We start from the raw sequence: 24,077 nt of genomic DNA, 5'->3' as shown, positions 1-24,077 counted from the left end.
CGTTGCCGGAGTACGGCAGGAAATTAGCTGCGATGAAAAGACCCAAGATTTTTTGGAGATTTAATTATGAAATGCGGCCCACTCGCAATATTACGTAGACCCATACTGCATGAAATATCAGCGGATGTACAATAAGAGCGCCTCAGGATTTAGGATAAGTGGTCTAAGTGGATTTAGCACCTAAAACTGGCAGGGTGCTCAGAGCAAATGAACGCGACGTTCTATAAAGAGTTATGATGTCAAAATAACATCATAACTCCGCTTAGGCTATATATTGACTTGCTGTCAGGTTACGATCATAAACCCACTGAACTGAGATAACATATTGATTATTTTACTATTTTATAGAAATTCTTAGCATACCAACGTTGTTCCATGTTCTGCAAAGGCCAGTTTTTCAAATTATCTTTAAGCATGAAAGCAACAGAATAATTGTAGAGTGGGATCATCGCCGCCGTATCCTGCAACATCGCCTCAACAGTGGTGTAATGAGATTGCGGATCATCAAGGGTTTTGGCTTCCTTCATAATCCCGTCAATGACCGGATCAAAGAACCCTCCAACATTTTCATCAGGCACATCAGACCATAAGTTCAGGAAGGTTGAGGGTTCGTTATAATCACCACACCATCCATGACGTGTCAGTGTATAGTTGTTTTGCGAACGTCTGTTCAGGAGCGTTTTCCATTCCAGATTTTCAAGCGTGGTTTCAACGCCCAGAATTTGCTTCCACATTTGTGCAATCACAACAGCGGTCTTCTTGTGCTCTTCCCCGGTATTGTAAAGCAGGTTTAGTTTAAGTGGATTGTCTTCGGAAAAGCCTGCATCAGCCAAAAGCTTCCGGGCTTCTTCATTACGTTTTTTCTGAGTCCACCCCTCATGCGGCAAATCAGGTGCAGTAAAACCTGCCGTAAATTTTGGGGTAAATGTATATGTTGGAACCTGCCCACCCTGCAAAACCTGATCAGTTAAAATTTCCCTGTCAACAGCATAGGAAAGCGCTTTTCGAACGCGGACGTCCTGTAGCTCTTGCTGCCCAGTCTCACTTCGGTTGAATGCATAGTAGTAGGTGCAAAACCGGGCAAACGCTGTTGCTTCATCTGGAAACTGTTCTTTCAAGTGCGGGAATTGTCCTGAAGGGGCTTCAGTCCAGTCTAATTCGTTGGCAAGATACCGTGTAAGCGCAATGTTTGCATCATTAATGACAAGAGCATTGACCCTGTCCAAAATGGTATTTTCTTTGTTCCAGTACGTTTCATTACGGACCATCGTAATACGTTCACTTGGAACATGCGCCTCAAGTCTAAAAGCGCCATTTGTCACAATATTATCAGCGCGTACCCACTTATCGCCATGCTTCTCAATCGCCCAGGCCGGGACAGGAAACGTCGTAGAAAGTGTTAACATGAGAGGAAAATATGAAATGGGCGTGTCGAGGTCGACCTGAAGTGTGTAATCATCAACGGCAACAACTCCCAGCTCTTCAGGCGGTTTACTTCCAGCAATCACAGCTTGCGCGTTTTTGATCGACATAAGGCCGATATACCAGGAAACTTCCGAATTTGTCGCCGGGTCTGCAACCCGCTTCCAGGCATATTCAAAATCATGGGCTGTTACCGGTTTGCCGTCGCTCCAGCGCGCATCACGGCGTAATGTGAAAACATGGGTTTTCTTGTCAGGTGTGACCTCATGTTCAACAGCAAGAGCAGGAATAATGTTGCCTTTATTGTCTTGTTCGTAAAGACCTTCAAACAATTGGCGAGCAACATTTGCACCAATAGCATCCTGGAGCAAGCCGGGATCCAAGGATGTCGGTTCATCGAAAAGGCGAAACGTGAAGCTTTGCTGCTGTGCCAGCGTTTGCCCATTTGCTTCCAACTCAGCAACAATTGCAGAACGATCAGCGGCATAGGTTGAGCCCATTAAGGCCGTTGAGGCTACCAAACTCCAATAAAGTAATTTCAAAATATCACCTCCCAATCACCCTAGTAACATGAATATTTTTCACGTAAATATATCCACATAGCTAGATATTAACTTATCATATTATCCAATTTTTCTCTTTAAACAGAGAGATTCCCTTTAAAATACACTAACATCTCAGATTATTACTTACACAACTATTTAACAGACAGAGGTGGTTCAGTTTATTTGGACAGGTGGTCTAAGTGGATTCAGCGTCTGAAACTTACATGATGCCAAGAATAGGAGACCACCATGACCAAACATCCCTGCCAGAATCATAGTCCGGCTTTAAAGTCCGGACGCTCCATTTCTAGCTCTGATCGGAAAGGTCTCCGGCAAGCACAAAGTCTATATCTTTTGAAGAAACATCTACTGCCCGAAGACTTCGTGTCATTGTCCAGATTTTATGCAAGTTGGACTGTGTCCAACTCATATAATCATAGGGCAACACGATGTTTGCATGCCCGTTGGACTGGTACACTACCACAAGGCTGTGATGCTTTTCCACACAGACGAGGTCATGCAAGAGGCCCAGCATCTCCACAACGATAAGCGCGGCAAACGCCTGAGGCCGTGTTGTCGCCATTGCGGCATGCTCCAGCAAAACATCAGCGCCCCGCACCGACTAGCACCATCATTAATCTTGACCGCAAATGTAATAAAGCGCCAGTTGCTGGGGCCACATTACTGACTGGGTAGTTCTCATCTTGCTACTGAGAGGACAAAACCTCCACCGTCGCAAATATTTTTGGGGGGGCTTATTACTTGCGGAATGCGGATGGGAGCTTGGTACCCTCCTCCAACGGAGCCTGACTGGCGGCCCGTATTTTGATGGATGGACTATCAAACAACCCATGCTTATCCTGATGACTGGCACAAGCCGAAGCGGACAAGAAAATAACAAGTTTTAATGGTGCCTTGGCAGATGACATGAGAACTCATTGGTTCGGAGCGCGCCCTGATCGCTTCTAAAATTTCACAGGTAAGGTAATCATACGGTTACCTATTAAACATTTGATATTAATCATTATTTCCACTCAAACTCTTCTTCTCCTTCCATGGCGTTCTGGTCATCCCGACCACCAGTTTCACAGTAGCGGCATTTTTCTACCTTGCAGCGCCCATAAAACTGGGGGGGTACCAAGCTGGGTAAGTAAAACCTGACACGACAGGCAATGCGATTGATGACCAACGCAATATGAATAATACCTGCCAAAATCCTTAGGGAATACACTCCTGCCACCAGCCAGTTCTTAAAGCTTGGCTTCTCTGTCACCGCTGGACATACCATTCTCATCCAGATGCCAAGCCTCATATTCTAAACGGATATTTTTGGGAGGTATTGTTATGGTAATGACGGCTTTGCAACGCTGCAGATACTTCGGTGTCGATAATATTCAAGGGATGGCTTATCACCCCGGACCCAGTAACTACTCAAAGAGTGTCGCACCTGACACGTTGTATGCATGGTCCGATTTTTACAACAATATGTTCACACAGCTATGGTCGACCGAACCCAACGAAAACGGCGTGCAGGGTCGTGGGGATCTGCTTCGTTTCAAAGAACAATTGGGCATAAACTTCATCCATGGTTACGATTGGTCACAACCTATCGTTCAAAAGGATGCGCATGGAAACGAAGTAAAACTCCTGGTCCATGAGCCTTTCTTGAAGGCATGCAACGGCCTTGGAATGAAGATGACGATTCCGATCAGCAATTACACATTGCAGCTGCTAGCCGGAGGAAATCGCCCAATTGCCGAAGAAAACGTACGGGCCATATTGAAAGAGGTCGGAAGCGATCCGCATCCAGCGGTGGGGATGATCAAGGTCTTCAACGAATATGAGCTTTCGTACGGAGGAAACCCAAAGTATGTGGTTGATGTTCTTGAGATGATAGCAGACTTCGATGCCTATACTCCTGTCGATGAGTGCCACCTGCCCATTATGGTCTGCACATCATTTGGGATGAAAGACGGCATCGAAGGCGCAGGTTATATGCGCGATGTTTACGACGAGATGATGCGCCGGGGAAACATAGGCCCAACAAACGCGGCGGCCTTCTGGCGCAATCGCATGGTTTTTGCAACCAACCCACAAAACCCAGGTAGTGATATCAAGCAATACCTTGAGAATCGCCTGCCCATATACTGGAAGAAGAACCGCATTCCTTCACCCCCTGTGATGTTCACAGAACTGGGCTCCAGCATTAAGCAAACCGGGAGCGAGGAGAACCAAGCCAAGTGGATGAGCGAGCAAATTGCAGCGTCAAAACCCGGCAGCTCTGAAGGCAACATGCTTGGTGCTTGCGTGTTCCTTAATGAAGAACGTCCTTGGGAGGATGATGCAGAAGAAACCTTCGGTGTAATGCGCTTTGGCCCAGATACAGGCTGGGGCCGTCCATCCACCAACGGAAAGGCCACGACGAAGTACCCTATGTGGGATAATCGCGGTTGGTGGTGGGGAAAGCCTGCTGAATACCCCGTTGAGCAGCAAGCACCCAAGCTCAATTACTCCAGCGTTGCTAAAGCCTGGAAACGGACTGCCGATGCTCCTGACGGAACAATGGAAGATGCCGACTAAGCAATACGCAGTCTTCATTCAACCGCAGAACTAATATGAATGGGCAGCACGACAAGAATTGACAGCTCGTTTTGGCATCGTTGAGGCCATCATACCACCACCCAAAACAGCTGTTCTCAACCTTCAGGTGGAGGCGATCCTGCTGCGCGAAACCAGTACATTCTAGCCACTCAGAAGACGGAGGCGCACATTGTCGTCTCCGTCTTGAACAAAGTGAGTTTACTTATACGCCCGGTGTTCGAGAAGATTTCTGCGTAATCAAGTTCTTGGGGTTGGGCAAATGTTGAGCTAAGTTCGAACTGTACAACACCGCTCTTTCCCAATTGAAGTGCCCGCCAACGTAGATATCAGTCTTTTTCAAGATCCGGCGTTTCAGCCAGTTTGGTCTTGCTGCTGCAAGACTTCGAACCGCCCGTCATGCACATTCCCAAGCCACACATAACGGCGCAGGGGGCTAGGGCAAGAATAAGGGGGGCTGCGCCAACAGCTGTCAGCCAGTTCCAATTGAAGGCAGAGCCAGCACCGATAACAGCCATAGATCCGAGGATCATTACGCGTCGGTTGCCTATGAGATTTGGCAACAAAATCCGGGGCAGATTTCGGGTTTTATTGATGTCTGACATAACTCATTTTTCCTTTTTATTGATGATTAGTTGGAATTGCGCGATGGCTTCCCGACTGCCCATTTAGCTAGGCCCATAAGACGACCTAACTTGTACCCGGATGGGAACCTGTGCGAGCTGAAATCTCCCGCCCTCGTTGGAGCATGACACAACAGTTCCCCGAAAACCGCATGGTCATCGGGGATGTATTTCAGCGCAAGAAAACCAGCTTATTTCCAGTAGTTGTTGGCCGCAGCGACAGTTCTGAAGTGCTCAGCAATGGTTTGCGAAGCAGCGATCAGCGCCTCTGAATCATATTCATACATCAAACGCATGGCAGAGCGGACTTCGGCATCCGGCTGCATGAATTTGATCGCCATGCGGGAAAGTTTTACTGCAAGCTCATAGCCCTCTTGCGGGTTGGCTGTTTGCAGCGTTGGGAGCCAGTTCTCATCCATAATTCGCATCCTTTTGATTTGGCGATTTTGGAAGAGTCAAACAGGCAAGAGACAAGCGCAATCTCCCCAATTTCCATTGGGATTTGTAGGAGGGGATCCTCAAAGAAACAGGCAGAAGCAACGCCACTCCTGCCTGCAAACTCTAGAGATTAGTTGCCGATTTTTTGGTAAACAGCAGGCTTGCCGCCCAGCACGGATGGGATTGCAAACACAGTATACTGAGTGTCTTCAGTTTGCTCACCCATGCCCAAAGACCCCATTGGCATTCCTGGAACTGAGAGGCCTTTGATGTCCGGACGCTCCGTCAGCATGCGATTTACAGCATCCAGCGGTACATGTCCTTCAATCACATACCCATCCACGATCGCGGTATGGCACGCCTCCAAATCTTCTGGTACGCCCACCTGCTGCTTGACGCGGTAAAGGTCATCCGTCTTTTTTACGATCACGTTGAAGCCCGCTTTATCAAGAGCGTTGCCCCAAGCCGTGCAGCATCCGCAATTTGGAGATTTGTAAAGGGTTACGTCTTTATCGCCTTCAGCATGAGCAGGCAGCGTTAAAGCGCTTGCACCAAGAACAGCAGTGAACACGCCAGCAAGTAGGTTACCCTTGGAGATCATGAGTCTATCCAATCCAGTTTATTATTTATTTCAGTTAGTTAGAGTTTTGATGTCTAAGCAGCTGAATGGATTGGAGGCCTGTCTATACCGCTGATTTGAGCAGAAGTTACCGGCAACAAAACCGGCACAAACATGCTGGAACTGCGATATAAAGGAGAGACTGCATTCGTCAGATCCAGCAGCCCAAGTGTCGTCAGGCAGGCGGTCATGCTTGTTGCCATGGCTGCCTCAGTTTCACAGCAACAACAGAATGATTTGTCAGAGATCATATGCTCCATGGCTGACGCATTCTGCTCAGCCAGAGCGAGTTTTTGTGCTGCACTGTTAGACGCCATCTCGCCCTGCATGCTCATGGCATAGGGCGTGGTGACGAACAGCGTCAATAATATGATCAGCACACGAAACATGGCTGCAACCTAAGGGCATATTACGGCAGTTTCAAGTTAAACTGTTGTAATCTCCTGCGTAGGACAGCGTGACATTTATGCGCACCAGATTTTTCAATTCTCCCGAAAAAGCGCTTGACCTCAACTTAACTTGAGGAAGTACTTGAGTGTCATCTCATCACAAGCGGGCTGAGGCTGTTCCCCCAAATTGGCGCAATTTTACGCTTTTGCCTCACCTGACTAAACCGGAGTAATGACATGAGTGAACCCAAAGCCGCCTACCTTGTTGCCAGCAGCTTTATGCCAAAAGACCATGGCTCAATAGACGCATACGGCGAAAAAGCCGTCCCACTATTCGAAGCGGCAGGCGGGGAATGCATCATCTTTGGCGGACCCGATCAGCCTTTTGAACATCTGGAAGGCGTATGGAACACAAACGCGCAACTGACGCTTTTCAGGTTCCCAAGTATGGAAGCCCTCATGACGCTCTGGAACTCCCCTGAATATCAGGCAATCAAACACCTTCGCACAGACGTAATCCCGCCAAACTTCACGATTGCTGTGGAATCCAGCATCTAAATCACATCCCCCCAAAGGCATTTGGGCGCTCTGTCTCCCCAGGATACGGCAGAGCGCCTGCCTTCACGCAAAGCGTGCTGTACGGGCAACAGACGTGCTTTATTTCTCAGAAACGCTGGGTTTAGCAGACAGGGCCATGATCTGCCGATAGTCTTCAAAGATTGTTTCTTAGAGATTTTATTGATGTCTGTTGCACGCCCCATCCTGTTTTATCAGCTCAGCCTCACCAGCTTTCAGTTTCCCCGTGCCATGCTGGGTGTGCTGTTTCCCTACCTTGTAACTGTCTACCTTGCTGAGAGCCCGGAACGGGTGAGCTATGCCATGACGGCTTCTATGCTGCCCAACCTGTTTGTGCTGCTGTTTGCCGGGGCCGTCGCTGATCGCCTCAACAAGCGCAAGCTGCTTGTTTTGCTGCACATCGCCAATGCGGTCCCCGTAATAGCGTTGACTGTGCTGCTTCATCTCGGCTTTGTCGGGTTTGAAGGCCTGATCCTCTTTGCGCTGCTCTTTGGCACCACACTGGCATTCGTTCAGCCTACGCTGGATGGCATGCTCAATCACATCTCATCCATGCACATCGGGCGCAGCGTAACGCTTTCCGTGGGGATGCTCTACCTCGTCACGCTGGCAGGTTTTGCACTTGCCAGCAGTGTGGAGTGGGTTGGTGTTGCACCGCTGCTTGCCATCTCCAGCACGCTCTTTCTGGTTGGCATTACAACGAGCCTGCGTTTGCCAGACACGCCAACACTTGCGGCAAAAGAAAGACCCAGCATCCTCAGCGAAATTCGTGAGGGACTGGCTTTGGTGTTGTCTTCCAAAACCCTAAGATTGCCGGTGTTTCTGATGAGTTCAGCCGGCCTCATACTTGGTGGACCCTACGCCGTTCTGGTACCGCTTATGTTGCGGGACACTTATCACGCCGCAGGTTTTGACTTTGCGCTGGCCTTTGCGGTTTTCATGGTGGGAGGGGCCTGTTCCAGTGGCATGCTCCTCAAACTGAGAGCAATTAGAAACCCGGTTCCACTGCTTATTGCAGGGTACAGCATGGGCGGCTTTGCTCTGCTATTCTGGTCCATGTCTCCGCCTTACTGGGCTTTTCTTGGCAGCATCTTCTTTTGGGGCATCGGCGGCGGCATTTGCCTCAACACAAGCCGCACCATCTTACAAGAGCAGGCGCCCTCAACCCACAAATCCCGCGTGCTCAGCGTCATGTATCTGGGTGACGAAGGCGGCGCTCCAATTGGCAGTCTGGTAACGGGAGCTCTGATCACCACCCTCAGCCTCTCCAGCGCTTCCGCTATTCCCGGCACTATGGTGCTCTTCATCTCCCTCCTCCTGTTACTTGCGCTAAGCGCACAACGGAATGAGGCAAAAGCAACACAGGATACGGGGCGCTTATGAAGACACCACATGTACCTTGACTTCCCGTGCAATCCGCATAGTCTCTGGGCCGATCAAAACGCGAGGAGATAAAGCGATGAACAAGAACAGGACAACCCATTCGACCTGCCCTGTTTCTGTGAAAGTTCATCACCATGCCTTTGTCTATCTCACTCAATCACCTGTCTTGGGCGCTTCCTGACGGTACTGCCCTTTTTTCTGATCTCAATCTTCAGTTTGCTGCACATCGCACCGGCCTGATTGGCCGCAACGGCACAGGCAAAACAACCCTGCTGAACCTCATCAGCGGTGCGCTTACACCTGCGTCCGGTTCTGTCTCCGTGCAAGGTTCCATAAGCCTGTTAAAGCAGCGGCTGCAAAGCGGACCTCAGGAAACACTTGCAGATCTGTTTGGCATCACCAAAGCCCTGCATCTTCTGCAAAAAGCTGAAGCCGGGACGGCCAGCATGGACGAACTAGCCCAAGCCGATTGGACGCTGGAAAGTCGTATGGAAGCCGCACTTGCCCAGATGGGGCTGGAAATCTCCGCTGACCATCCGCTTTCCACTCTCTCCGGCGGGCAGATCACACGCTGCAGGCTGGCGGCACTTCAGTTTCACGATTCTGACTTTCTGCTGCTGGATGAGCCAACCAACAATCTGGATGCGGATGGGCGAGACGCTCTTAGCGCCTTCCTCGCCAAGTGGCGCAAAGGCGCGATCATCGTCAGCCATGACCGTGCCTTGCTGGAACAGATGGATTGCATTGTTGAGCTGACCACACTGGGAGCCTCAATGTTTGGCGGCAACTACAGCTTCTACAAGGCGCAAAAAGCATTGGAACTGGCTGCTGCTGAACAAGATCTGGCATCTGCTGAAAAGCGCATTGGCGACCTTAACCGCAAGATCCAGAGTGTCACTGAGCGCAAAGCCCGCAAGGATGGTGCAGGCCACCGTGCGCGTGCCAAACGCGACCAGCCCAAAGTCCTCCTCAACGCCATGCGCAACAAGGCTGAAAACAGCCTTGGAGAAAACGCCAATCTTGCATCTCGAATGCGCGAGGAGGCAGAGCAAAACTCCAAAGCCGCCCGCGAGAAGATCGAGGTGTTGGAACAGCTGAGCATCAGCATCGCTTCCTCTGGCATTGCAAACGGCCAACGGGTGCTGGCAGCCAACGGGCTGAGTGTTGGCTATGACAAAAACCTGCCCTTGCTCTGCAATTTTTCACTCGTGATAACAGGACCAGAACGTATTGCCATCAAAGGCGCGAATGGGTCTGGCAAAACAACGCTGCTGAAGACGATAACGGGTAAGCTCCCGCCCCTGTCCGGCACTTGTCAGCTTCACCCCTCTGCCCGCGTGCTGGACCAAAGTGTCAGCCTGTTGAACCCAGACCTGTCGGTGCTGGAAAACTTCCGCGTGTTGAACCCGGAGCAGGATGAAAACACCTGCCGTGCTATCCTCGCCCGTTTCCTTTTCCGTGGAGATGCCTCCACACAGCAGATCCAAACCCTCAGCGGTGGCATGATGCTGCGCGCGGGCCTCGCCTGCGTCCTCGGCGCAGCCCAGCCCCCCAAACTGCTCATTCTGGACGAACCCACGAACCACCTGGATCTTACCGCCATTGAGACCATAGAATCCGCCCTCACCACCTACAACGGCGCCCTCCTCATAGTCAGCCACGACACGACATTTCTGGAGAATGTTGGGGTGACGAGAGAGGTTGTGTTGGGGGAAACGGTGAGGGTGTGAAGGTGAAGCAAAAAGCGGAGGCTCATCACCTCCGCTCTCTATACGCTTAGAACTTGTAACTCACTGAGCTTTTGAAGTTGATACCTTTCTCAGGCGCGGCTCCATCAGCAAAGTAAGGGCGGTAGTTCTTGTTGAACATATTCTCAATGGAAGCACGGGCCTCCAATCCCTCAAAACGCCCCTCTTTTGGAGTCCATGTCAGAAACACATCATGGACCGCATAGCCTTTACTCGGGCTATAAAGGCTGGTGTAGTTGTCTGGCACTCGGTCCTGAGCATCAACAAAACGACCTTTCCAACCAAATGTGATATCCGCCTCTGGCACCTTGTAACCTAGGCTAACGATCAACTTTGTTGGAGCAACTTCAGACACATACTGGTCCGTCGTTGCATTGACATCTTTAAGTGTCCCATCATGCTTACCCTGCATTCTGGAATACGCAATGCTGCCGAAGAACCGCTCACTGTCATAATACAGTTCAGCTTCAAAGCCCTGCGTATAATAGCCAGCAAGATTGCCATATGTTGGCGCAGGAGCATCATAGCTTCTCGAGTTCTCACTCAACAATCGATAGATATTGTTGGAGACGTCATTACGGTATATCGCCATACGACCAGTGATCGTATCATTCTGCATCAGCACGTTCTTGTAGGTCGACGCAACACCAATGCGCTTGGCAGACACTCTCTCATTTTGTAACTGAGTGGCCGTCGCGCGAATGCTACCTACGTCATAGAATTCATCAACCAAGGGCGCGCGTAACTTATAAGCATAATCACCAAAGAGCTTAATGTTTGGTGTCAGAGAATAAACTGCACTAATGCTTGGAGAAAAGCCAAAGCGCTCTACCGTACCATAGTCGTGGTTCATCTCTGGATTGTTATATTTAGAAGCAAGATTGGCTTCACCTTTAGAGTGAATGTAGTCGTAACGCAGCCCTGGCGTCAGCTCCAATCCAGCAAAGCCAATCGTGTATTCACCCCAAGCGGACCAAATTGTCTGCGTTCCACTTGGAATGTTATAAGGCTGCAAGTGTCCATTATTGTACTCAGGCCGCCCGACATAACTCTTCTTAAAAGCCATACTATCGCGAATTTCGTGCCGCATTTGCACGCCATATTTCAGCGTATTTTCAAATTCACCCCAATTAAAAGCAGAGGTGTTTTGGAGGTCCAGTTTGTAAATGGAATAGTCTAGCGTGCTATCATCACCACCAACATAAAGGCCTGCACTATAGTCAGGATCAGAGAGCGGAACCCGGCGCGTGTCATGTTGGGCTGTCTTGGAATAAGAAGCCTTGAATGCCAAATCAATAAGATCGCTGTCTGGGTTGTATTCATAAGTCCCACTCAGTGAAGTATCCTTCATCTCACGGTCAACAGCCTGAGTTTTCAGGTATTCCTCCAAAGATCCGTACTTATTCAAAGACCACTGTGAAGCCGTTATCAAACCACGTCTGGCGGCCCACGGTTTGTAGTCATCACTGTAAGAATGTATGCCGCTCAGCTCGAAGAAATGATCTTCACGCTCCAGGCTTGCTTTGAAATGCCCTGTCAACATGCTGCCCGCAGAAAGAGTCAGATCTTCGTCATTCCCTGCAACTGAGTAGTCATCGTTAGTGCGGTGTGTTCCAGCGACCAAAACTTCAAAGCCTTGCTCCTCTGAGCGGGCATAGGTGGCAGCTGATTTGACGAGCTCATTGCCGTTGGAAGCAAAGCCGACCTTCGCAAAAGCACCATACGACTGGCCATCACGCAACATGTCCGAAGCGCTCTTAGTTGTCATCTCAACAGAGCCTCCGAATGCACCATACTTTTCGGCGGAAAAAGTACCCTTGGTGATATCGATGACCTTAAGCAGTTCAGGGTCGATAAAGACCGATCCCTGCTGGTACTTCTCAAAGGACTTTTGAGCGCCATCAATGGTGATTTCAATATCTTCAGTGTCGCCAAAAGCCATCATGTTGATGGATTGCCCCAGAACACGGCTGTTACCGATCAACTCAATACCAGGGAGGCTGGAGAGCAAGCCAGGAATCGTCGCAGACTGAGTGCGGTCAATCAGGTCACTTGTGATTTCGGACTGCGCAATAGTGTCCTTGTTGTCTGTAGACCCGGTCACAACAATCGGGTCCAGCGCGTCGGTATCTTCGCCTTCTTTCGATTTATTGGATTGAGCTTGAGCAGATTGCACAGATAGTGAAAAAGCGCAGGCGACAAGCACTAGGGTGCTGCAAGCCTGCTCCGGTTTCGGAGAGAACTTCATTATATTACCGATGTTTATAGAAAGAGAGATTGGCTTGCGGCTGGCCTCTAACTATAAAACATGAGTAATATAATCAAGTTTTATTTTAGGAGTTTTGGATAAATATTTCTCAACACTTACAAGTGGTAGAAATCGATTCCTGCAGTTCTGCGATAATTGACGCACTCACGAAATCTGAAACCAATCAGCTTCCCCAAAGTCAAAGGTGCGTCACCTTCAGTGCTCCGCCCCAGCGGCTGTTGAGGTAGTTGGCTACGAGGGAGCGGTGGCATTGGTGGGGGAGGTGTTCGGAGCAGAGGAGGCAGGCGCCTTCGAGCATATCTGCCTTGAACTTGCTCTCCACCTTGCGCTGGGAGAGCAGGTCCATGAAGCGGTCTTTGAAGATGGTCCAGTCGCCCTTCTCTTTCTTGAATGCTTTGAACATATCCTGATCCGGTGCCAGCAATGGCTCGTGCTCGTAACCGATACCGCCAATGGCCTCCAGAAAGAAGGCCAGATCATTAGACTTGGCAAAACCAGCCAACTGAGAAGTGTTATTGAGGCGCACGTCAATCACCTTCTTGACGCCCGCACTTTGCAAGCGGCCAAAGAAGTTCTCTGCTGTTGTTTTGGTGAAACCGATTGTTGTCAGGGTCATATCAATCACTTTATCTCTTAGCCACGCAAACCTGTTTTAGTTCATCAGCAACACGCACGCCATGTTCGTGATCAAAAGCAGGGCCATGCCCTCCTTCTCCAGCTTCCCCTCAAACGCCTCGCGATTGGTTCGGGCGCGTTTCAGCAGAACGGTGGGAGAATTCAACCTCCAAACAGCGCATGTGCCTGAGACAGGATGAGGTCTCGGAACCATTTGTGGGCGGGGGAGGTGCGGTTGCGGATGTGCCAGATGGCGCTGATGCCAACGTCGACGACAGGGGCTGGGCATTTGCAGGAGGCGAGACCGGATTTTATGCCACCGCAGATCAGTTTGCAGGGCATGGTTGCAATCAGGTCTGTACCTGGCAGTGTCGCAGCAAGGGCGTTGAAGCTGGGGGCAGAATAGACCGTCTGCCGCTTGTGGCCCAACTCAGCCAATGCACGGTCAATGAATGTCACTTCATCAGCGGTTACCAGCATGTTGGCATGCGGTGCGGCGACATATTTTTCCAGCGTGTCCGGAGCATCTCGCGTTTTAGGATCGTAGAACACCACAAACTCATCATCAAACAGCGTTTGCGCAACAAACTCATGCGAGTCTGGTGGTGGCAGCGGGGTGAACAGCAGGTCGGCCTCACCATCCACCAGTGACGCAACCTCGTGACGATGAGACAGGCGACAGCGGAGAGTTACGCCAGGAGCCTCCTGCCGTAAGCGCTTGATTACTGAGGGGATCAGCAGGTTATGGTCTTCATCACGGCAGTCGATCACAAAGCGGTTGGTTGCGGTGGACGGATCAAATTTTGACGGTTCACCGATCAACGCCAGCGTTTGCAGCAGTTCTTCCACCATGGGCATCAGAGCATCCATACGCTCTGTCGGCACCACGTTGCGGCCTGCTTTGACGAACAGCGGGTCTCCCAAAAGACCCCGCACCCGCTCCAATCCATGGCTGACGGTGGACTGGTTTACGCCCATCATCTGCGCAGCCTGCGTCACTGATCCGCTTTCATGGATCAGCTTCAACATCATCAGGGCGCGGCCATCAAGGCCTAAATAATTCATTTTCTGCATAGTTCTTATTGAATTAATGCATTTGTATTCATTAGGCCAGCCCCTCATGTATCGGCAGAACGCACACTCTCAATTTCAAAGGAACAAAATATGCAGGATAAGAGAGTTTCTGTCGCTGTTGCTTACCACTCCGGCTTTGGTCATACCGAGACGCTGGCCAAATCTGTCGTCAATGGCATCAATTCAATTGAAAACGCGGATGGTGTGCTGGTCGATGTCACTGGCTTAAACGGCGACTTTGCCATTTTGAACAACGCCGATGCCATCATTTTCGGTTCACCAACCTATCTGGGCTCTGTCAGCGGTCCCTTTAAGATGTTCATGGATGAAACCTCCAAGGTCTGGTTTGACCGTGGTTGGCAAAACAAGCTGGCGGCTGGCTTTACTGTATCCGCTTCACAGTCCGGCGATAAGATGACTACTCTCGTGCAGATGTCTGTCTTTGCAGCACAGCAGGGTATGATTTGGGTTGGCGCCAACGATATGGCAGGCAATAACTCCAGTGCTGGCTCCGTTGAAGACATCAACCGCCTCGGTTCTTACCTGGGCATGATGGCACAAGCCAACGTGGATGAAGGGCCAGATGTGGCGCCACCAAATGCAGATCATCGCACGGCAGAATCCTTTGGCAAGCGCATTGCGGAAGCATCCCTGCGCTGGGGCAAGGCTCCGGCCACTCAACCACAACAGCTGGAAGCAACGGCTTAAGGCTTTACTGACAACGTAAAAGTCGACCCTACAACAACGCCAAGCAGCATGAACTGTCGTCTCAACGGCTTTTGCAAAACTGGCCCCTCTTTGCCGAGGGGCCTTTTTCATCAGGCTGCCTGAAAGTCGTGCAAGATGACGTTGAAGCCTTCATCTACGGTGGGCGCCTGGAAGTATTTGGTAAACTGCTCAAACTGATCTTCGCTGACCGTAAACTGGTGTTCACCAGCCTCATTGCGCACCCAAAGGCGTTCCTTACATACCTCATCCGGCACGGAGAGGTAATGCAGCTCATGGGCGACATTAGCTGCTTCAAACAAGCTCTTCATCCACTTGCGATCGCGTGCAGTGTTGGCCTGAAAGTCCAACGCAACAGAAACACCATGCTGAAGCAGCCCGACAATGTGCGGGCCGAGCGCCTTTTTCACGCGGGCAGAATACTTCACGTAGTCCTCCAACGTGTTCAACTCATCGGGAAAGAGTGTTGCGTTCCAATGATCTTCGCTGATCAGCACAGCATGATGATCATTCACCAAATGTGTGAGAAGAGTGGATTTACCAGAGGCAATCTTTCCGCACACCAGAAGCAGTTTTGTTTCCTGAGCAGTCATAATTACCTCCGTAAAAATCAATCCATCAAAATATCTATAAGGCTATCATAGCCTCATGCCCCATGGGTCATACAATGCGACATGGCACCCCGAAATCGCGCGAAACTGCAGCGAGATTAACTCAGGTCAGTCTGGCCATGCTTCGCTGAATATCGGAGAGCCATTTCTTCCGTTTGCGCTCCTTGCAAAACTTCACATAGGTTAGGTTGACCCATCGGCGGTTCTTAACGCCCATCTTCCAGAATGTACGAGTCAGCACGGCCTTTTTGATCGCGTTGCCGAAGATCAAGCGATAGGCAAAACCGGGTGTGTTCATGGTAGTGATCATGGTGACGCCCCGCAGCTCAGACAGCTTGCAGAGCATCCGCGTGCCATGCTCATTATAGTCGTAAGCAATGCCGGGAAAGATCACCTTGTCGATGAAGCCTTTCGTGAGCGCGGGCATCAGCTCCCACCAGATGGGGAAGATGAAAATGATATGCTCTGCCCTTTGCAGACGCGCCTTGTAGTCCTGTACCTGAGGGTCCAGCAATTCTGCAGATTCCTGCGGCTGAATTCTGGCTGAAACAAAGGCTTTCAGATCCTTCGATCTCATCACCGGATCAAACTCATCATTGTCCAGGTGGATCAGATCCACCTCATGATCATTACTGAGCAAACCTTTCATGACGGAACCGAGGACCGCATGGCAATAACTGCCCTCATACGGGTGGTTGAAGACGATAAGGACACGCATGTCTCACTCCTGTTTTGCTTTTTTGCAAAACTAGACTGGAGTTGTCGCAAACCGCGTTATCCTTTGTTAACGCCGCTCAAACTTTTTTCCGAATGCGACTCAGCGAAACCGGCGTCACGCCGAGATAAGACGCGATGTAGTGCTGAGGAACCGTTTCAAAGAGCTTTGGATTGGACTTCACCAGATCTTCATAGCGCTTTTGCGGACTGTTTCTGATCGTGTTGAGAAACAAACGCTGATAGGACGCCAATCGGCTGATAAGCATATCGAATGTGAGAGTGCGAAACTCAAGATTTTTATCGAGAAGTTCAAAAACACTTGTCTTTTCAATGCACTGAACTATGGTTGGCGCCACGGCCTCTATGCCAAATTCACTGGGCTCGGACTGCAGAAAGCTCTCAAATGAAGCAACCATTTCCCCTTCCATGAAGAAAAACAGAGTGGTGTCCTCGCCCTCTTCATCCACGCGGTAAAGCCTCAGACACCCCGCTTCGACAAAGAACAATTTTTGACTCACATCGCCCTGATCCAGCAAAGATGCTTTTCGGCCCATTTCAACGCGTGTCACGTTAGGGCGGAGGTAATCCATCAATTTGCGTTGCAGCTCTTGCATATTGGTTCCATTGGTCTTTTTGCTGTGTGAGAGCTGTTGTTCCGATCAGAAATCTCACTATTTCCTGGCAGTTTGCTTCCCAAGCTTCTTCTAGATGCCTTAAGGACGCCCCTCAGTAAAATAGGTAGTTACATCTATTTATCAGCATCAGAAAATCCACGAATATGCCCGCCGCTGGCAAGTGAAGCACAAGGTGATGGCCCCAAATGCCAGCGGATATGGCTATCTTCCTTTGTCGAGGTACAAAAAACAATGGACGACACTTCTGGTTGTCGACCGATCACCGGTGAGGTTCTGATCAGGGAGCCTTACCAATGATAGAGCTTCTCCTTGAGCCACAGGTTTGGCTAATCTTTCTTACCCTGTTTGGACTAGAGCTGATTTTGGGCGTTGATAACGTCGTGTTCATTTCGGTTCTGTGTGAGCGCCTTCCCGCACACCAACGCGCGATTGCCCGAAACCTTGGTATCGGACTGGCCGTGCTTGCCCGTGTGGGGCTTGTCTTCTCCATCAGCTGGGTGATGTCCCTCACCTACTCACTGTTTCAGGTTAGCACCGTTGATATCAGCGGTCGTGACCTGATCCTTGTTGGCGGCGGCGCATTCCTGCTGGCCAAGAGCGTGGCGGAGTTGAAACACCTGTTGGTGGCGAGTGATACTAAACACGCACCTCACCTGGCAAACGGCATGACAGTCGTACTGCTGCAAATCGTGGCGATGGACGCCGTGTTCTCCATGGACTCGGTGATCACCGCTGTTGGTTTGACGTATGATTTGCCAATCATGGTCGCGGCAATTCTGGCATCTGCCGTTGTCATGGTGCTGACGGCTGGTGCAATCAACCAGCTCGTCACAAAGCACCCGGGCCTGAAAGCGCTGGCCCTGTTGTTCCTTATTCTGCTCGGTGGTCTTCTCATGGCTGAGGGCTTCGAGATCCACATCAACAAGGGCTATGTCTACTTTGCGATGGCCTTTGGTTTGCTGTTGGAGATCTTTCACATTCAGCTGAGCAAGAAGATAAAGGCTGTTCAGGAACGCCGGAAATCCAACATCCGGTATCTGACCAAGCCTTCAAGGCCGGGCCGGGTGGAGAATAGGCAAGCAACCCGCTTCGGTAGTTTAGCGAACCTATAGGGTTTGATCAGCATTTCTGCATAGGCAGAGCAGGTGGAGACCGATACAGAGGAGATTAGCTGCTCTAATCTCTACAAGAATCGGATCTCTGTCTGTGCTGGAATTACTCGCGATTTGCTTTATCGGTCTGCTCGGTGGTGTCGCCGTTGGCCTGCAAGCGCCTATGGGCGGTATTATGGGCCAACGCGTTGGCGGAGCTGCCGCCAGTGTCATCATTCATGCAGGCGGATTGATCGCTTCGCTTGCCCTGCTGTTTGCGCGCAAGGGTGAGCAGATCAGCGAGTGGCGCACCATTCCGTGGTACATGCTGGCCAGCGGTGTCTTTGGCCTCATCCTCTACCTCACCATCACGCAAACCCTGCCAAAGCTGGGCGCAACCTCTGCTGTGCTGCTCATCATCGTCGGGCAGTTAATGGCTGGCATGGTCAGCGACCACTTCGGCCTCTTCAATCTGCCCATTCGCTCCATAGACCTCAGCCGCGCCCTCGCCGCCATGCTGCTGATCTCCGGCGCTTATTTGATGGTGCGGTAAGTCTCAGGAGCCACAGAAATGCAGAAGGTCATTGTTACAGGAAGTTCTGGTCGCATTGGCAGCGAGATCGTCTTAGCTCTCAAGCCAACTTACGATGTCGTCGGCATAGACCGCGTCGTTGCATCAACAACAACACACATTGCTGACATTTCTGATACAGACACTCTGCAGCGCCTCTGTCAGGGAGCAGTCGCGGTGGTCCACTCAGCAGCCTTACATGCGCCACATGTAGGCGTGTTCTCGGAGGATGAATTTCACCGGATCAATGTAAAGGGTACAGTTGCGCTGGCTCGCATGGCGCGTGCGGAAGGTGTCCAGCGTTTCATTTTCACCAGCACGACAGCTCTTTACGGTCAGGCCAACACCCTTGCAGGCAAAGCAGCCTGGATCACAGAGCAGGTAGAACCACAACCACGCACGATCTATCACCGCACCAAATTAGAAGCCGAAAACCATTTGGCACCACTGGCAAGCGATACGTTCAAGGTGAGAGCCCTGCGCATGTCACGATGCTTTCCGGAAGATTCCGCCCTGATGGTCGCCTATCGGCTCCACAGAGGTATCAACAAACACGACGTTGCCGCAGCGCACGTGGCTGCACTCACTGATGACGGAAAAGATTTTGACCGCTTCATCATCTCCGGTCAAACACCCTTCCTGCCTGAAGATGCGGAGGAGTTGAAGATAGACGCGCCTGCCGTTATCGCCCGAAGGTGTCCCGCAATTGTATAGCTGTTTCAATCGCAAGGCTGGACACTGCCAAGGTCAATCGACCGTGTTTACGACCCCAGCTATGCAAAGCAAGTGCTGAACTGGGAGAGCAAGCACGACAGCTTCAATTTCGCAGCCATGCATAACGATCTCTGATAAGCAGGGTCTTATTCCAGCACCTGCTCTGACCCGTTGGAAAGGTGATAGATGCAGCCTTGTTTGCGGGGGAGTTGCAGGAGTTCCAGTGTGTTGAGCCCCATATAGAGCCCGCGCAGGACGATAGAGGTGATGCCGTGCGTGACCACGACGGCAGGCTCGGTCAACTCCTCCAGAAAATGCTGGACGCGGCCAGAGATCGCCTCAAACGTCTCGCCCTTTGGGCTTTCAAAGTGCCAGAGGCCGCTTTCGTAGTCATCTCCAACCTGGCTTTTCACTTCGTCCTTGGTCAGCCCTTCCCAGGCGCCGAAGTTGATTTCTTTCAGTCGATCATCCAGCTTCTGCTCAATCTCTGGCCCCAGTGCCAACTGCGCCGTGTGCACTGTGCGGGATTGAGGGCTGACGAACGCAGTAGACGGCAGGGCGTCAACACGTGAGAGCAGCTTGTTTTGCAGCAGAGCTTGCTCTTTGCCCTTCTCCGTGAGTGGAGAATTCTGGTGCCCCTGAAATCTGCCCGCTACGTTCCATTCTGTTTGACCATGCCGAAGCACGAAAATTTCCGGGTATCTCGCCAAAGGACCATCCAACTCAAATCATATAAATCGAAGCTCCAGATATTGGCGGGAACCTGAAGGCGTGTCCAGCGCGTTTTGAGAGGGCTCAAGCCTTACGCAAGGCTAACTGTTAGGCTGAGCTTATTCAGCTCTAGCTCACTGAAACTTCGTTTGATTTTGATTAAAAGCTGATATAGCACCTGTAAGTGTGCGTCCTACCCGCATCACGAGTGATACGAACAAGCGTGTAAGCAAAAATGACAAGTGACAGTGCAGCTCATATCGGCTCAATAGAAGCAGTCGCCACCACCGTAGCAATCATCGGCGGCAAGTGGAAACCGATCCTGCTCTACCATCTCGTAACCGGTTCCAAGCGTTTTTCCGAGTTGAAGAAGCTCATGCCCGGCGCCTCCGACAGGATGCTCACCCGTTCTCTACGAGAACTGGAAGAGCACTTCATCGTCCGCCGTGAGGTGTTTGCTGAAGTGCCAGTGCGCGTGGAATATTCGCTGACCAAAGACGGCCTTTCGCTTATTCCGGTTCTCAATGCCTTGAGCGATTGGGGGCAGGCCCGCAATGGCGTGGATGATGAGAGCGCCGAACCATCCTCCATCTTTGACGCATTGCTTCCAACATTTTCAGGGTAACCATATGAAGATTGCTTTTCTGGACCGCAGCACCATTGGACCAAGCGTCCACATCTCCAAACCATCTTTCCCACATGACTGGGTGGAATATGACAACACCTCTCCTGAGGAAATGCTGGAGAAGCTGCGCGGGGTTCAGATCTGCATCACCAACAAGGTTCCTCTTTCCGCCGACGTGTTGAAGCAACTGCCAGACCTGAAGCTGATCTGCATTGCAGCAACAGGTTACGACAAGGTGGACATCGCGACCTGTGACGAGCTGGGCATCGTGGTGTCCAACGTGCGCGGTTACGCGGCCAACACCGTTCCAGAACATGCTTTCGCTCTCATCTTCGCTCTGCGTCGTTCGCTGGTGGGTTACCGTGAAGACGTGATCAACGGCGAATGGCAGAAGTCAGGCAAATTCTGCTTCTTCAACCACCCAATCAAAGATTTGGCTGGCTCGCGTCTGGGCATCATTGGCTCAGGTACATTGGGCAAGGGCACCGCGCGCATTGGCGAAGCTCTGGGCATGGACGTTGTATTTGCCGAGCGCAAGGGAGCGACAGAGGTCCGCGCTGGCTACACCGCCTGGCAAGAGGTGATTACGACCAGCGATGTCATCTCCCTGCACACGCCGCTAACTCCAGAAACACGCGGTATCATCTCCACGCCTGAGTTCGAGGCGATGCCTCAAAAGCCAATCCTCATTAACACTTCTCGTGGCGGGCTGGTGGATGAAGCTGCACTGGTTCAGGCGCTCGACAAGCAGCAAATCGCAGCAGCAGGATTTGACGTGCTCACCACAGAACCACCGCAGGAGGGTAATCCCCTGCTCAGCATTCTGGAGCGGCCAAACGTGATCGTAACCCCGCATGTGGCCTGGGCTTCAGAGGAAGCCATGCAGACCCTTTGGGATCAGCTGATCTCTCACATGGAAAGCTTCCAGAAGGACACACCAACCAACACTGTTGGCCGTACAGGCGGTTAAAACCTGTTAGCTGGCAGCCATGACGATGCCCACACCGCCAAGGGCAACAAGCACGCACCCTGCCAGCTCAATCGGCGTAATCTTCTCCCGGAAGAACATCCATGATGCAGCCAGCGTAAACACCAGCTCAATCTGAGCCAGTGCACGTACATACGCCACTTGCTGCAATGTCATTGCTGTAAACCAGCCGATGGACCCGGCAATACCCGCAAGCCCAACCAGACCGGACAAACGCCAGTTTCTGATTGCTGCGCGTAACTCTCCGGGGCAATTCACGGTCATCCAGCTGCCCATGACAACTGTCTGAAACGCCGTCACACACACCAGCGTAAACGCTGCCTGCAGCAAGAAGGAGTCGGCTTCAACTGAGAGCGAAGCTGTGCGGTAGAACGCGGCGGATGCGCCAAAAAACGCTGCCGATGCCAAGCCAATCAACGCTGGCTTCCCAACCAGAGTGGACAGCACCATAGCTCTTGACGGACGTTGCTTCCCAAAGCTGATGAACAACACCCCGATGATCCCTAGCGCAATCGCCCCCATACCAAGCGGTGTCAGTTGCTCTCCCAGCAGGATAAAGCCAAAGAGTGCCGCCTGAACCGGCTCAGTTTTGGAATAGGCGGTACCAACAGCGAAATTGCGATAAGAGAACAGGTGTACGAGCAGGAAGGTGGCAATAATCTGCGCCAAACCTCCAAACGCAGCAGCCCAGTAGAATGTTGTCCCCACATCAGGAACGGATTCTCCTGTTAGCTTGAGGATCACAGCAAGGTAAAACACCGCAATAGGGAAACCAAAGCCGAAACGAATAAACGTGGCTCCTGTGGTTCCAATTTTGCCTTTTAGGTGCTTTTGCAGTGCCGAACGCAAATTCTGGCTAAACGCCGCTGCAATGGTGATTGGAATCCAGAGTTCCATTTTGATTTATCCTCAATCCAACACATCCAGCATACGGACAAAGCCCTATATGCTCCATAGGTTTCTTGAGGCTGAACAGTCTGCGAACTCACCAACTCTTGAGAAATATAGAACAGTTATTCGGGTGATAATAGCGGTGTGATACCTGCTCAATCAAATAAAGATAGTTTTTTCTTTCTAAATATGTTCCATTGAACTGCAAGGGGGAAACGGGATGAAACTGTCTGTTTTAGTGTTCGCGAATTTTATTGCATCAATTGCCATGGGGATCGCGCTGACCATCGTCCCCTGGGAACTGTCAAAGTCTCTTGGTGGTGAGAAAGTTCTCGCCTTTACAGCAACCTATGCCACTGCTTTGCTGATCTTTCTCGCACCTGTCTCCGGCAGAGTGGTGGACAGGTTCTCACGTCGCTCAACCCTGATGATTTGCATCGCGATAATGGCGGGTGTCTTACAGATTGCATCCGTCGCCTATGGCAACTCATTTCTTAAAATCGCCAGTTTAAGCGCGTTCTACTTCGCCTCTCAGGTCTTCTTTCTGTTCTTCTACAGCGCCCTGACAGCGTTCATTCAGGAAGTGTTTGCGGAAGGTGAGCGCGGAAAAGTTAATGGCTGGATGCAGGTGGAAATGCAGGCCTCCACCTTTGTGGTGGGTCTGTTGATGATCTACGCCGTGAACAGCGACGACTTCCAGTTCCTCTTGCAGTTGAACAGCGGCCTGATGTTGCTTTCCGCCCTTCTGTTTTGCTTCATTCCATACACACAGCAAGCAAGACCGGCCCGTGCACGCGTTTCGCGAATCGTCTTCCGCAGTATTCTCAAACGGAAGGATTTGATACTGCTTGGGGTTTGCGCCAACATTACATACGTTGCTATTATGATGCTTAACGTAGTGCACCCTATCTATCTGAGCGGCGTACTCAAACTGGATATTTCCGACCTTGCTAAACTCTCTATCTCATTTGGCTTAGGTGCAGCACTCTCTGGCTTTCTCGTTAGCCGGATCGTTACCACTCAATCTGCTCTGATGACCATGAGAATTTGCCTAGTTATCTATACCCTAACGCTACTCACAATCAGCGTATTTCCAGCTCTTCCAACCATTGTGATGGGCATGGGAGTACTTGGTGCAACGGGGTCAGCTAATCGCGTCGCTTACAACACCTACGTTATGAACCTGGTTGAAAAGGACATTTTTGGCAGCTACCTGTCCGTAATAAGCTCCCTGACCTACATCCAACGAAGCCTCTTCGGCTTCCTGCTCTCCCTGCTCATCGTTGGGTTTCCCGCAGCAAACTACTACTGGTTCGTCTTCGCCATAAGTGCCTGTGGACTTCTAGGGCATGTCATTTTGCTGTTCATTACAAACAACCAAATACTAGAGGTGCGCGAGGAACACGCATGAATATGAGCAGTTTCTCAAGCAAGCCCAAGGTAACGAGCACTTAAGATACACTTAAGCTTCACGGTCATTGTAATCACCGTCGGCAAA

26 protein-coding genes are annotated in these 24,077 nt (G+C 50.9%); 11 read left to right on the top strand and 15 right to left on the bottom strand.

What is annotated here, in order from left to right; all coding sequences use genetic code 11:
• Positions 1 to 329: 329 nt before the first annotated feature.
• The 3 genes from PsAD37_RS10470 to PsAD37_RS28340 form a co-directional block, all read right to left on the bottom strand.
• On the bottom strand, positions 330 to 1,964 hold the full coding sequence (locus PsAD37_RS10470) for a peptide ABC transporter substrate-binding protein (protein ID WP_244272514.1): 1,635 nt from the start codon (positions 1,962 to 1,964) through the stop codon (positions 330 to 332).
• A gap of 310 nt (positions 1,965 to 2,274) precedes the next feature.
• Complete coding sequence (locus tag PsAD37_RS28035) at positions 2,275 to 2,586, bottom strand: hypothetical protein (RefSeq protein ID WP_063296100.1); 312 nt, start codon at positions 2,584 to 2,586, stop codon at positions 2,275 to 2,277.
• Between the two features lie 139 nt (positions 2,587 to 2,725).
• Positions 2,726 to 2,896, bottom strand: coding sequence for a hypothetical protein (locus PsAD37_RS28340; protein WP_193778249.1), 171 nt, complete (start codon positions 2,894 to 2,896; stop codon positions 2,726 to 2,728).
• Positions 2,897 to 3,311: 415 nt separating this feature from the next.
• Between PsAD37_RS28340 and PsAD37_RS10455 the strand changes: the two genes are divergently transcribed.
• Positions 3,312 to 4,547: a hypothetical protein gene (locus tag PsAD37_RS10455; RefSeq protein ID WP_153039715.1), complete on the top strand. Its 1,236-nt coding sequence runs from the start codon at positions 3,312 to 3,314 to the stop codon at positions 4,545 to 4,547.
• A gap of 347 nt (positions 4,548 to 4,894) precedes the next feature.
• Here PsAD37_RS10455 and PsAD37_RS10450 read toward each other — a convergent pair whose 3' ends face one another.
• The 4 genes from PsAD37_RS10450 to PsAD37_RS10435 all read right to left on the bottom strand — a co-directional run bounded on the left by PsAD37_RS10450 (position 4,895) and on the right by PsAD37_RS10435 (position 6,634).
• Positions 4,895 to 5,170, bottom strand: a complete 276-nt coding sequence (locus tag PsAD37_RS10450; protein ID WP_063296097.1) for a hypothetical protein — start codon at positions 5,168 to 5,170, stop codon at positions 4,895 to 4,897.
• 209 nt (positions 5,171 to 5,379) lie between these two features.
• On the bottom strand, positions 5,380 to 5,607 hold the full coding sequence (locus tag PsAD37_RS10445) for a hexameric tyrosine-coordinated heme protein (protein WP_063296096.1): 228 nt from the start codon (positions 5,605 to 5,607) through the stop codon (positions 5,380 to 5,382).
• Between the two features lie 149 nt (positions 5,608 to 5,756).
• Positions 5,757 to 6,227, bottom strand: coding sequence for a DUF411 domain-containing protein (locus PsAD37_RS10440; RefSeq protein WP_063287909.1), 471 nt, complete (start codon positions 6,225 to 6,227; stop codon positions 5,757 to 5,759).
• Between the two features lie 53 nt (positions 6,228 to 6,280).
• Positions 6,281 to 6,634, bottom strand: coding sequence for a hypothetical protein (locus tag PsAD37_RS10435; RefSeq protein ID WP_063296095.1), 354 nt, complete (start codon positions 6,632 to 6,634; stop codon positions 6,281 to 6,283).
• A 237-nt stretch (positions 6,635 to 6,871) separates the two neighbouring features.
• On the opposite strand from PsAD37_RS10435, the gene PsAD37_RS10430 reads away from it, so the two are divergent.
• The 3 genes from PsAD37_RS10430 to PsAD37_RS10420 all read left to right on the top strand — a co-directional run bounded on the left by PsAD37_RS10430 (position 6,872) and on the right by PsAD37_RS10420 (position 10,323).
• Complete coding sequence (locus tag PsAD37_RS10430; protein ID WP_063296094.1) at positions 6,872 to 7,192, top strand: DUF1330 domain-containing protein; 321 nt, start codon at positions 6,872 to 6,874, stop codon at positions 7,190 to 7,192.
• Positions 7,193 to 7,375: 183 nt separating this feature from the next.
• Positions 7,376 to 8,593 (top strand): MFS transporter, encoded by a 1,218-nt coding sequence (locus PsAD37_RS10425; protein WP_063296093.1) that lies wholly within the window; start codon positions 7,376 to 7,378, stop codon positions 8,591 to 8,593.
• A gap of 134 nt (positions 8,594 to 8,727) precedes the next feature.
• Positions 8,728 to 10,323 carry an ABC-F family ATP-binding cassette domain-containing protein gene (locus PsAD37_RS10420; RefSeq protein ID WP_063296092.1) on the top strand — a complete coding sequence of 532 codons (1,596 nt, stop codon included), beginning with the start codon at positions 8,728 to 8,730 and terminating at the stop codon, positions 10,321 to 10,323.
• Between the two features lie 46 nt (positions 10,324 to 10,369).
• Here the strand turns inward: PsAD37_RS10420 and PsAD37_RS10415 are convergent, their stop codons facing one another.
• The 3 genes from PsAD37_RS10415 to PsAD37_RS10405 all read right to left on the bottom strand — a co-directional run bounded on the left by PsAD37_RS10415 (position 10,370) and on the right by PsAD37_RS10405 (position 14,290).
• Entirely contained in the window at positions 10,370 to 12,589 is a 2,220-nt protein-coding gene (locus PsAD37_RS10415; RefSeq protein WP_063296091.1) for a TonB-dependent receptor domain-containing protein, read from the bottom strand.
• Between the two features lie 199 nt (positions 12,590 to 12,788).
• Positions 12,789 to 13,226 carry a DUF488 family protein gene (locus PsAD37_RS10410; RefSeq protein WP_063296133.1) on the bottom strand — a complete coding sequence of 146 codons (438 nt, stop codon included), beginning with the start codon at positions 13,224 to 13,226 and terminating at the stop codon, positions 12,789 to 12,791.
• 161 nt (positions 13,227 to 13,387) lie between these two features.
• The gene (locus PsAD37_RS10405; RefSeq protein ID WP_208991818.1) at positions 13,388 to 14,290 is read right to left on the bottom strand and encodes a LysR family transcriptional regulator; all 903 of its coding nucleotides are present in this window, start codon (positions 14,288 to 14,290) and stop codon (positions 13,388 to 13,390) included.
• Between the two features lie 99 nt (positions 14,291 to 14,389).
• On the opposite strand from PsAD37_RS10405, the gene PsAD37_RS10400 reads away from it, so the two are divergent.
• Positions 14,390 to 15,007, top strand: coding sequence for a flavodoxin family protein (locus tag PsAD37_RS10400; protein ID WP_063296089.1), 618 nt, complete (start codon positions 14,390 to 14,392; stop codon positions 15,005 to 15,007).
• 110 nt (positions 15,008 to 15,117) lie between these two features.
• Here PsAD37_RS10400 and PsAD37_RS10395 read toward each other — a convergent pair whose 3' ends face one another.
• From PsAD37_RS10395 to PsAD37_RS10385, 3 genes are all read right to left on the bottom strand, one after another.
• On the bottom strand, positions 15,118 to 15,618 hold the full coding sequence (locus tag PsAD37_RS10395) for an ATP-binding protein (RefSeq protein WP_063296088.1): 501 nt from the start codon (positions 15,616 to 15,618) through the stop codon (positions 15,118 to 15,120).
• Positions 15,619 to 15,739: 121 nt separating this feature from the next.
• Positions 15,740 to 16,354, bottom strand: coding sequence for an NAD(P)H-dependent oxidoreductase (locus PsAD37_RS10390; protein ID WP_063296087.1), 615 nt, complete (start codon positions 16,352 to 16,354; stop codon positions 15,740 to 15,742).
• A gap of 76 nt (positions 16,355 to 16,430) precedes the next feature.
• Positions 16,431 to 16,967 (bottom strand): Crp/Fnr family transcriptional regulator, encoded by a 537-nt coding sequence (locus PsAD37_RS10385; RefSeq protein ID WP_063296086.1) that lies wholly within the window; start codon positions 16,965 to 16,967, stop codon positions 16,431 to 16,433.
• 314 nt (positions 16,968 to 17,281) lie between these two features.
• Here PsAD37_RS10385 and PsAD37_RS10380 point away from each other — a divergent pair, with 314 nt between their 5' ends.
• The 3 genes from PsAD37_RS10380 (at position 17,282) to PsAD37_RS10370 (ending at position 19,364) form a co-directional block, all read left to right on the top strand.
• Positions 17,282 to 18,100, top strand: a complete 819-nt coding sequence (locus PsAD37_RS10380; protein ID WP_063296085.1) for a TerC family protein — start codon at positions 17,282 to 17,284, stop codon at positions 18,098 to 18,100.
• A 94-nt stretch (positions 18,101 to 18,194) separates the two neighbouring features.
• Positions 18,195 to 18,632, top strand: a complete 438-nt coding sequence (locus PsAD37_RS10375; protein WP_084407723.1) for a DMT family transporter — start codon at positions 18,195 to 18,197, stop codon at positions 18,630 to 18,632.
• Positions 18,633 to 18,650: 18 nt separating this feature from the next.
• Positions 18,651 to 19,364 (top strand): NAD(P)-dependent oxidoreductase, encoded by a 714-nt coding sequence (locus PsAD37_RS10370; protein ID WP_193778248.1) that lies wholly within the window; start codon positions 18,651 to 18,653, stop codon positions 19,362 to 19,364.
• 146 nt (positions 19,365 to 19,510) lie between these two features.
• Here the strand turns inward: PsAD37_RS10370 and PsAD37_RS10365 are convergent, their stop codons facing one another.
• Positions 19,511 to 20,050: a histidine phosphatase family protein gene (locus PsAD37_RS10365; protein WP_208991817.1), complete on the bottom strand. Its 540-nt coding sequence runs from the start codon at positions 20,048 to 20,050 to the stop codon at positions 19,511 to 19,513.
• 260 nt (positions 20,051 to 20,310) lie between these two features.
• On the opposite strand from PsAD37_RS10365, the gene PsAD37_RS10360 reads away from it, so the two are divergent.
• Positions 20,311 to 20,700 carry a helix-turn-helix domain-containing protein gene (locus tag PsAD37_RS10360; RefSeq protein ID WP_057462073.1) on the top strand — a complete coding sequence of 130 codons (390 nt, stop codon included), beginning with the start codon at positions 20,311 to 20,313 and terminating at the stop codon, positions 20,698 to 20,700.
• Between the two features lie 4 nt (positions 20,701 to 20,704).
• Positions 20,705 to 21,670 carry a D-2-hydroxyacid dehydrogenase gene (locus tag PsAD37_RS10355; protein ID WP_063296084.1) on the top strand — a complete coding sequence of 322 codons (966 nt, stop codon included), beginning with the start codon at positions 20,705 to 20,707 and terminating at the stop codon, positions 21,668 to 21,670.
• A 6-nt stretch (positions 21,671 to 21,676) separates the two neighbouring features.
• Here the strand turns inward: PsAD37_RS10355 and PsAD37_RS10350 are convergent, their stop codons facing one another.
• On the bottom strand, positions 21,677 to 22,585 hold the full coding sequence (locus tag PsAD37_RS10350) for a DMT family transporter (RefSeq protein ID WP_063296083.1): 909 nt from the start codon (positions 22,583 to 22,585) through the stop codon (positions 21,677 to 21,679).
• A gap of 214 nt (positions 22,586 to 22,799) precedes the next feature.
• Here PsAD37_RS10350 and PsAD37_RS10345 point away from each other — a divergent pair, with 214 nt between their 5' ends.
• Positions 22,800 to 23,990: an MFS transporter gene (locus PsAD37_RS10345; protein WP_084407722.1), complete on the top strand. Its 1,191-nt coding sequence runs from the start codon at positions 22,800 to 22,802 to the stop codon at positions 23,988 to 23,990.
• Positions 23,991 to 24,077: the final 87 nt, after the last annotated feature.

The organism is Pseudovibrio sp. Ad37 (genome assembly GCF_001623075.1).
In the GTDB taxonomy this organism is placed as follows: Bacteria; Pseudomonadota; Alphaproteobacteria; order Rhizobiales; family Stappiaceae; genus Pseudovibrio.
This window is presented reverse-complemented; position numbering and strand designations above follow the sequence as displayed.